5 protein-coding genes and 1 tRNA gene are annotated in these 3,815 nt (G+C 69.2%); 4 read left to right on the top strand and 2 right to left on the bottom strand.

Annotated features, from left to right (window positions below; translation table 11 throughout):
• Nucleotides 1-81 precede the first annotated feature (81 nt).
• A tRNA-Ala gene (locus C1I93_RS29400) sits at nt 82-155 on the top strand.
• 82 nt (nt 156-237) lie between these two features.
• On the opposite strand, the gene C1I93_RS29395 is transcribed toward C1I93_RS29400, so the two are convergent.
• Both C1I93_RS29395 and C1I93_RS29390 read right to left on the bottom strand, forming a co-directional pair.
• On the bottom strand, nt 238-933 hold the full coding sequence (locus tag C1I93_RS29395) for an Ntn hydrolase family protein (RefSeq protein WP_111246513.1): 696 nt from the start codon (nt 931-933) through the stop codon (nt 238-240).
• A gap of 96 nt (nt 934-1,029) precedes the next feature.
• Nucleotides 1,030-1,623, bottom strand: coding sequence for a DM13 domain-containing protein (locus C1I93_RS29390; protein ID WP_111246512.1), 594 nt, complete (start codon nt 1,621-1,623; stop codon nt 1,030-1,032).
• Nucleotides 1,624-1,803: 180 nt separating this feature from the next.
• Here C1I93_RS29390 and C1I93_RS29385 point away from each other — a divergent pair, with 180 nt between their 5' ends.
• The 3 genes from C1I93_RS29385 to C1I93_RS29375 form a co-directional block, all read left to right on the top strand.
• The gene (locus C1I93_RS29385) at nt 1,804-2,502 is read left to right on the top strand and encodes a response regulator transcription factor (RefSeq protein ID WP_111246511.1); all 699 of its coding nucleotides are present in this window, start codon (nt 1,804-1,806) and stop codon (nt 2,500-2,502) included.
• Complete coding sequence (locus C1I93_RS29380; RefSeq protein ID WP_111246510.1) at nt 2,495-3,511, top strand: sensor histidine kinase; 1,017 nt, start codon at nt 2,495-2,497, stop codon at nt 3,509-3,511. The genes C1I93_RS29385 and C1I93_RS29380 overlap by 8 nt, the downstream gene beginning before the upstream one ends.
• Nucleotides 3,512-3,568: 57 nt before the next feature.
• Nucleotides 3,569-3,815: putative immunity protein (locus C1I93_RS29375; RefSeq protein ID WP_369007960.1), on the top strand; the 247-nt coding region annotated here is incomplete at its 3' end.

The raw sequence follows: 3,815 nt of genomic DNA, 5'->3' as shown, positions 1-3,815 counted from the left end.
GGGAGGGCGCGGAACCTGTTAGCCTTGTCGCCGGCCCTCCCGGTGTCAGCCGGGTGGGACCGACGCCGGTTAGCCGGCGGAGGGGCTGTGGCGCAGACCGGTAGCGCACCTCGTTCGCATCGAGGGGGTCAGGGGTTCAAATCCCCTCAGCTCCACCCAGTTGAAAGGCCGTTTCCGCCAGTCGGAGACGGCCTTTTTCGAACGTGTACCGCAGTGGCGTACGGCCACCCGCCGGCGTCAGTCGAACAGCCGGTCGAGCGCTTCCTGTTCGAGGTCGCACCAGCGCTGGGCGTCCTTGAGCGCCTTGGCGATCTCCTTCTCGTCGAGATGGTGGGCACCCTCCTCGCGGATGCACGCCACGCTGAACGGCCCGCCGACCGACGGCGAGGTCTGCTCCAGCGCCTCCAGTACCCGTACCACGCCCACCACGCCGTACTCGACGGTGCGCGTGGTCATCTGGAGGTGGGACAGCAGCGCGCCGGCCTGCTGGGCCATGGGCGCGCCGGAGCCGATGGCGTGGAAGCCCACGTCCTCGTAACGGCCGATGAGCCCGTTGGGGTTGATCTCCACGATCCACGGCCCGCCTTGGCTGTAGCCGGCCGCGAGCAGGTACGCCGACACCCCGCCGCCGTTGTCCTCGCCGGGCACGTCCGGGATGTAGTTCTCGTAGTGCTTCTTGAAGACGGGCAGGACGCGCTCCTGCAACTCGTCGCCGATGTCGGGTGCTTCGAGGATGGCGGTGGCCGAGTCCTGAAGAAGGGGGCGCAGGTCGCTGAGTACTCCCCGCGCGCCGCTGCCGCCCCAGGCGGCGCAGGAACCCAGCGGGTGCAGCTTCTGGGCGGGGAAGCTCAGGCCGCGGTCGCTATCGGTGATCTGGGAGTCCGCGCCGATCACCACCCCGTCGCTGCAGACAACGGCGAGTACGACGGTCATGAGGTCCTCCTGGGCAGGGGTGTGGGGTCGGGCGCGAGGTACCCGGCATCCCGCCTGCCTACACCCCGAGAGGTGTCCGCCCTGGCTGGTTGGCCGTCAAGATGCCTTTTGCAATTCGGCCGCGCCGAAGGACACCGAGAACCGTTTGCACCAGATGGAGACGCTGCGGAAGTCATCGAGTTTCGCGTCTGCGGGAATCGTGTAGACCTGATCGCCCCGGTTGCCCTTGAGCCGGTCGAGTTCGAGCCACTGTCCGTCGTCAAAGACGTGCCAGCCGGCCTTGCCGGCGATCACCGGCTGGTCCGACAGCCAGACCCGCAGGTCGGGGCCGTTGGACGTGCTGAGGTCCTGTAGCGCCAGCTGGTGGCTGCCGTTCGCGAGCCGGATCAGTCGGGCGGTGCCGGTGGTCTCGTGCTCATGGGTGACGAATTCGCCGCTGGCCAGCAGCACGTTCGTCGGACCCGGTCCGGTGGACACGTCAGCTGACGGCGACACGTTGGCTGACGGCGACGCGGCGGTTGCCGGTGCGGCGTCGGGTGTGGGTGCGCTGATCACCGGCAGTTCTTCGGCGACCACCTGGTCGGTGACCAGTTTCCAAGGTTGAAGCCAGTAGAGACCAAATGCTGCGCCTCCGCCCAACAGGGCGGCCAGGATCCAGGTGACGGGTTTGCGAAGGCGTTGCCTGTTCATGGCAGCAGCGTATGTGCGCAAGGGCTCCGGTCGGTGCTGGCGATCCATTTCGGATTCCTTACGTCGGGCCGCGAGCAGCGGTCGGCGGTGGGGTCCGTAAGGAATCCGCAATACGTCACCCGGCCGGGGCGGCTGCGGTCGTGGCTAGGCTGAGTCGGACCGGACCGACAGGGGTGGCAGGTGGCGCAGCGGGTGTTGGTGGTCGACGACGACCGGACCGTCAGCGACGTGGTGTGCCGATACCTCGCACACGCCGGCTACGAGGTCAGCCACGCTGCGGACGGTGCCGCCGCGTTGAGCGTCGCCGAGAGCGAGGCACCGCACCTGATCGTCCTCGACCTGATGCTGCCGAAGATCGATGGGCTCGAGGTGTGCCGGCGGCTGCGCGCCCGCAAGGACAGCGTGCCGATCGTGATGCTGACCGCCCGGGGCGACGAGGCCGACCGGATACTCGGGCTACAGGTCGGCGCGGACGACTACCTGAGCAAGCCCTTCTCCCCTCGGGAACTGGTGCTCCGGGTCCGATCGGTGCTGCGGCGTGCCGGTGATGCACCCGCCGTCGAGGCCCGGCCGGAGGTGCTCACCGACAGCGATCTGCAGGTGCACACAGGCACCCGGATCGCGTGTCTCTTCGACCGTGAACTGACTCTCACCCTGCGGGAGTTCGACCTGCTGGTGCATCTGATGCGGCACCCCAGCCGGGCGTTCAGCCGGGCCGAGTTGCTGGAACAGGTCTGGGGATGGAGCTTCGGCGACCAGTCGACGGTGACCGTGCACGTGCGGCGGCTCCGGGAAAAGATCGAGAAGGATCCGGCCGCGCCGCGACGAATCGTCACCGTCTGGGGCATCGGTTACCGGTACCAGCCCGCCGATGAATGACCTCGTACTGATCTTCGCAGCGGCCCTCGCCGCCGCGCTCTGTGTGGCTGCGGCCGGCGCGGTAGCGCTCCGGCTCCTGCGCGGGCACTCCATCACCGTGCACATCTGCGTACTCCTTCTGATGACCGTCACCACGGTCGTCGCCGGTGTGGTCGTGATCGCCGAGGCGATGTTCCTCTCCGCGCACGACCTTGAGGTCGTGCTGATCACCGTCGCCGCGGCGGCCGTGGTCAGCCTCGTCATGGGGTGGCTGTTCGGGCGGCGGCTGGCCCACGCCGCGGTCTGGGCCGAACAGGCCCGCCATCGGGAACGCCAGATCGAGAAAGGGCGACGCGACCTGGTCGCCTGGGTCTCCCACGACCTGCGGACCCCGCTGGCCGGCCTTCGTGCGATGGCCGAGGCGCTGGAGGACTCGGTGGTCAGCGACCCCGCCACCGTCGCCGAGTACCACCGCCGGATCCGCCTGCAGACCGACCGCATGACCCAACTGGTCGACGACCTGTTCGAACTGTCGCAGATCAACGCCGGCGCACTGCGGCTCTCGCTGGCCCGGCTGCCGCTGGCGGACGTGATCTCCGACGTCCTGGCGACGACGGCGCCGCTGGCCGCGGCACGTCGGATCCGGCTCGTCGCCGCCGACTCCGGCTGGCCCGTCGTCACGGCCAGCGAACGGGAACTCTCCCGGGTGATCGCCAATCTGCTGATCAACGCCATCCGGTACACCCCCGAGGACGGCACCGTCCGGATCGACGCCGGGCAGGAACCGACAGGCGTCTGGCTGGCGGTGACCGACACCTGCGGCGGTATCCCGGAAGCGGACCTACCTCGCCTCTTCGACGTGGCCTTCCGGGGCGGAGAGCCGGCCCGTACGCCGCACCGCGGTGGCGACGTCGGTGGCGGCTTCGGTCTGGCCATCGTCCGCGGGTTGGTGGAGGCGCACGGGGGCCACGTGCAGGCCCACAACATCGCGTCCGGCTGCCGGTTCGTGGTGCAGCTACCGACCGGCTGACCCGGCCCGGACGCTACGGTGAGATGCGGACTGTCCGTCCGGGAGGAGCGCACCGCCATGATTCTTCCGAAGGTCCGGGATCCTCGCTTCATCACGATTCGCCGCGGTGGCGTCCTCACCGATTCGGACCATCATCTGCTCGCGCTCTGGGCGGCGTCCTGCGCGGAGCACGTGCTGCACCTGTTCGAGGCGGTGCGTCCCGAGGACCCACGGCCGCGGGCGGCGATCGAGAACGCCCGAGCCTGGGTTCGTGGTGAGGTCAAGATGATGGCGGCGCGGGCGGCGGGTGGGCACGCGATGGGGG

The organism is Micromonospora endophytica, from assembly GCF_003236305.1.
Classification (GTDB): Bacteria; Actinomycetota; Actinomycetes; order Mycobacteriales; family Micromonosporaceae; genus Micromonospora; species Micromonospora endophytica.
This window is presented reverse-complemented; position numbering and strand designations above follow the sequence as displayed.